The sequence below is a fragment of the Streptomyces recifensis genome (genome assembly GCF_002154615.1).
Lineage (GTDB): Bacteria > Actinomycetota > Actinomycetes > Streptomycetales > Streptomycetaceae > Streptomyces > Streptomyces griseoluteus.
Genome location: NZ_MUNH01000552.1, coordinates 1 through 4,348 on the forward strand (window position 1 = coordinate 1; position 4,348 = coordinate 4,348).

The window sequence follows — 4,348 nt, forward strand, 5'->3', positions numbered from 1 at the left end:
GCGAGTCCGAGGCCAGCCGCACCAGCGAGGGCGCCGGCCTCGGACTCGCCTTCGTCCAGGCCGTCGCCCTCGCCCACGGCGGCACGGCGCACGCCGAGAACACCGAACACGGCGGCGCCGTCACGCTCGACCTGCCCTGCTGATCAGCGCGCCGGGGACGGATCGTCGCCGCGGCCCGCTTCGGCTCGGGACCGCGGCAGGATGCGGCACCGACACCGGAAGTGACCCGATGTCCGCGGCCACTCACCCTTCGGCCCCCGGACCGGGCACGGGAGACACCGAGCGTCGGCGGACGAACGCGGCCGCGAGGGCTCCGACGACCACGGCGAGCGCCCCGAAGCCATAGGTGAGGGTGGCCAGCGAGGCGACGGCGGCGACGAGCAGCGGGCCGCCCGCGTCGCCCAGTTCCCGGCCCAGCTCGGCGGCGCCCATGGTCTGTCCCAGACGCTCCCGAGGCGTGCTCGCGGCCAGCGTGGCGAAACCGAGGGGGGTGATCAGCCCCGTGCCCGCGCCGATCAGGGCGGCCCCCGTGAGGATGCCGGTCAGCCCCGGCAGCATCGCGCAGACCAGGCCCAAGGCGGTGACCGACAGCCCCGCGGCCAGGCCTGTGCGGGTTGTCAGGCGCCCGTCGTCCAGAGCACGCCCCGCCCGTGGCTGGACGAGGGCCGCGCAGCCGGCGAGCACCGACACGGCTGCCCCGGTGGCCACCGTGCCCAGCCCTGCCGCCCGGCCGGAGACGGGCAGGAACCCGACGCCGACCGACAGCGCCGCGGTGGCCGCGGCGAGCGCGGCAGTCGGGGCCAGGAAGCCGGGGTCCGCCAGCCGGCGGCCAAGGTCGAGGAGGGTCTGCCGGACCTTGGGCAGCGGGGGTACGACGGGCACGGCGAGGGCGGCCCAGACGGCGACCGCCGCGCCGAGCACCGCGAGGACCGCGAACAGCAGGCGCAGCCCGCCGGCCCATACCAGCACGCCGCCGAGCAGCGGACCCAGGGTGTAGCCGACCGACTTGTAGAAGCCGTAGCCGCCGAACGCCCGCCCGTGCCTCGCGGCCGGGTTGAGCCGGGCGACCAGGGCGGACGCGGACGGCGAGAAGGCGGAGGCCGCCGCTCCCTGGCCGAGACGCGCGGCCCACAGCCAGCCCGGGCTGTCGGCGACGACGTACAGGGCGGACGCGAGGGCGAAGGCCACCAGCCCGCCAAGCAGCACCGGGCGGGGGCCGACGCGGTCGGCGAGGGTGCCGAAGAGGGGCTTGAGGACCACCTCGGCACCGTCGTAGAGGGCGAGCAGCCCGCCCAGTACCAGCAGGGAGGTGACGGCGTCGTCGGTGCGCCCGCCGAGGGTGGCGGCGATGCCGTGCGCGCCGAAGGCGGTGGTGAACCCGGCCGCGTACAGCGGCCATATATGCCGGGCCGGGACGGGGCTCCCGGATTCTTCACTGGACACGAGACCGAATGTATCCGCGGCACGCCGGCCCGCCCCGGACTCTGACGGAGCCCGGACCCGGAAAACAACGAAGGCAAGAGGTTGGACTCCTCTTGCCACTTTCAAGATATAGCGCACAGGGGGCCTTGCGGCAAGGCCCCCTGTGCGTCGCAGAATGGGCGGCCGCGGTCGGGAGTGAGGGAATTGGGGCGCTCGCGGAGTTCGCCCCTGTCTGTCGGCCGGTGGGCCATTTCGTTGATGGGGCGGGTTGATGTTCGATGTGATCGTGGTCGGCGGCGGGCCGACCGGGCTGATGCTGGCCGGGGAACTCCGGCTGGCCGGAGTGGGTGTGGTCGTGCTGGAGAGGCTGGCCGAGCCGAGCAGCCAGTCCCGCGGCCGCGGCCTGCACGCGCGCAGTGTCGAGGTGATGGACCAGCGGGGCCTGCTGGACAGGTTCCTCGCGGAGAGCGAGAAGTTCCAGGCCGGCGGCCTGTTCGGCGGCATCATCAAGCCGTGGCCGGACGGGCTGGACACGGCCCACCCGTACGGCCTGGCCACCCCGCAGGCCGTCACCGAGCGCCTCCTCGGCGCGTGGGCCCGCGAACTGGGCGCCGAGATCCGGCGCGGACAGGAAGTGGTCGCCCTGAGCCAGGACGCGGACGGGGTCACCGTGGGCCTCGCCGACGGCACCGACCTCCGCGCCCGCTACGCCGTCGGCTGCGACGGCGGCCGCAGCACGGTACGCAAGCTGCTCGGCGTCGGCTTCCCCGGCGAGCCCGCCTCGGTCGAGACCCTGCTCGGCGACATGGAGGCCACCGAGGACCCGGCGACCATCGCCGCCGTCGTCGAGGAGGTCCGCAGGACGCAGTTGCGGTTCGGCCTCTCACCCGACGTCGACGGCCAGAAGGGGGTCTACCGCGTCATCGTGCCCGCCGACGGCGTCGCCGAGGACCGTGCCGCCCCGACCCTCGCGGAGTTCCAGCAGCAGCTGCGGGCCGTCGCGGGCACCGACTTCGGCGTGCACTCGCCCCGCTGGCTCTCCCGCTTCGGCGACGCCACCCGGCAGGCCGAGCGCTACCGAGTGGGCCGGGTCCTGCTGGCCGGAGACGCGGCCCACATCCACCCGCCGGCCGGCGGACAGGGACTCAACCTCGGCGTCCAGGACGCCTTCAACCTCGGATGGAAGCTCGCCGCCGAGGTGCGCGGCTGGGCCCCGGACGGCCTGCTCGACAGCTACCACGCCGAACGCCACCCGGTGGGCGCCCGCGTCCTGACGACCACCCGCGCCGCGATGACCCTGCTCGGCACCGACCCCGGCCCCACCGCACTGCGCGAACTCTTCGCCCGCCTCATGGACTTCGAGGAGGTCAACCGCCACATCACCGGCATGATCACCGCCGTCGACATCCGCTACGACCTGGGCGAGGGCCACGAACTCCTCGGCCGCCGGCTGCGGGACGTCAAGCTCAAGCAGGGACGCCTCTACGAGCACACCCACACCGCCCGCGGTCTGCTCCTCGACCAGACCGGACGCCTCTCGGCCGAGGGCTGGGCGGACCGCGTGGACCACCTCGTCGACGTCAGCGACGAACTCGACGTACCGGCCGTGCTGTTGCGCCCGGACGGTCATGTCGGCTGGGCGGGGGAGAGCCAGGAGGAGCTGCTCGCCCACCTGCCCAGGTGGTTCGGCGAGGCCGGGGTCACGGCGCCGGGTACTCCGCCAGCAGCGCCTCGCTCGCCTTCTCGCTGACCAGGTAGACCGCGGAGGCGATGAACAGGCCGGGGATGTCGGGGAACACCGAGGCGTCCACCACCCGCAGCCTCTCCACTCCGCGCACCCGGAAGTCGCCGTCTAGCACCGCGAGCTGATCGTCCGCCGTGCCGATCCTGGCGGTGCCGCACGCGTGGTGCCCCCAGGACTGGGTCCGCGCCCACTCCTTGAGCTGGTCGTCGGTGCGCACCTCGGGCCCCGGCACCAGCTCGCCCTTCACGCCAGCCTCCGAGGCGTTGCCGATCACGTCACGGGCGAGCCGCAGCCCGTCCACCAGGCCGTCCAGATCCTCCTCCCAGCCCGGTGTGCCCTCGGAGAAGTAGTGGAACCGGATCTCGGGCGGTTCGGTGGGATCGGTGGAGCGCAGGGTCACCGAGCCGCCCCGGTTCTTGGTGTGTCCCTTGAGCACGACCACGCCCAGCCGGTTCCGGCCGTGGGTGGCGTCCTCGGCGTAACCGGGGTAGTAGCCGTGGAAGTCGAGCGGCATCGCCAGCAGCATGAGGTCGGAGTCCCCGTCCGAGACGCTCGATCTGCCGATGAGGGCGGCGAGTTGACCGTTGGTGCCGTAGGGGCCGCCCCGGTCGGCGTACCACTCGCCGATCAACTCGTCCTGCTCCTCGCCCGCGAGCGGCACGTCCAGCGACGAGCCCTCGAACAGCGGGTAGTCCTGGTCCAGTTCGGCCACCACCGACGCCTCGTACCGGTCGTGCAGATTGCGCCCCACACCGGGCGCGTCGACGCGTACGGGGATGCCGAGCCGCTCCAGCTCCTCGCGCGGCCCGATGCCGGACAGCATGAGCAACTGGGGGGTGTTGTAGGTGCCCCCGGCCAGGACGACCTCGTGGCGCGCGTACGCCGTCCCTTCGCTCACCGCGTCCTCGTCCCGGTCCGCCGCGTCCGGCCGCAGCCGGCACGTACGGTCCGACGAGGCGCCGTAGGCGCGGTGCTGCTCGCGGTAGGCGACCCCCACCGCGCGGTCGCCGTCGAACAGCACGCGCGTGACGAGGGTGTTGGTCCTGATCGTCAGCAGGTCCCCGACCCGGTGGCGGACGTCGAGCAGCCGCTCGCGGGTGCCGTTGCGGGTGCCGCCGTCGACGGAGACCGGGATGAAGCCCATGCCCTGGAAGTCCGGCGGGGTGTCGGCCGCGTTGGGGT

At 73.7% G+C, this 4,348-nt stretch carries 3 protein-coding genes; 1 reads left to right on the top strand and 2 read right to left on the bottom strand.

The window, feature by feature from the left end; genetic code table 11:
• Positions 1–243: 243 nt before the first annotated feature.
• On the bottom strand, positions 244–1,401 hold the full coding sequence (locus tag CCN33_RS25580) for an MFS transporter (RefSeq protein ID WP_086695831.1): 1,158 nt from the start codon (positions 1,399–1,401) through the stop codon (positions 244–246).
• A gap of 292 nt (positions 1,402–1,693) precedes the next feature.
• Here CCN33_RS25580 and rox point away from each other — a divergent pair, with 292 nt between their 5' ends.
• Positions 1,694–3,172, top strand: a complete 1,479-nt coding sequence (gene rox / locus CCN33_RS25585; protein ID WP_086695830.1) for a rifampin monooxygenase — start codon at positions 1,694–1,696, stop codon at positions 3,170–3,172.
• On the opposite strand, the gene CCN33_RS25590 is transcribed toward rox, so the two are convergent.
• Positions 3,123–4,348: GMC family oxidoreductase (locus tag CCN33_RS25590; protein ID WP_208621892.1), on the bottom strand; the 1,226-nt coding region annotated here is incomplete at its 5' end. The two genes, rox and CCN33_RS25590, sit on opposite strands and share 50 nt — an antisense overlap.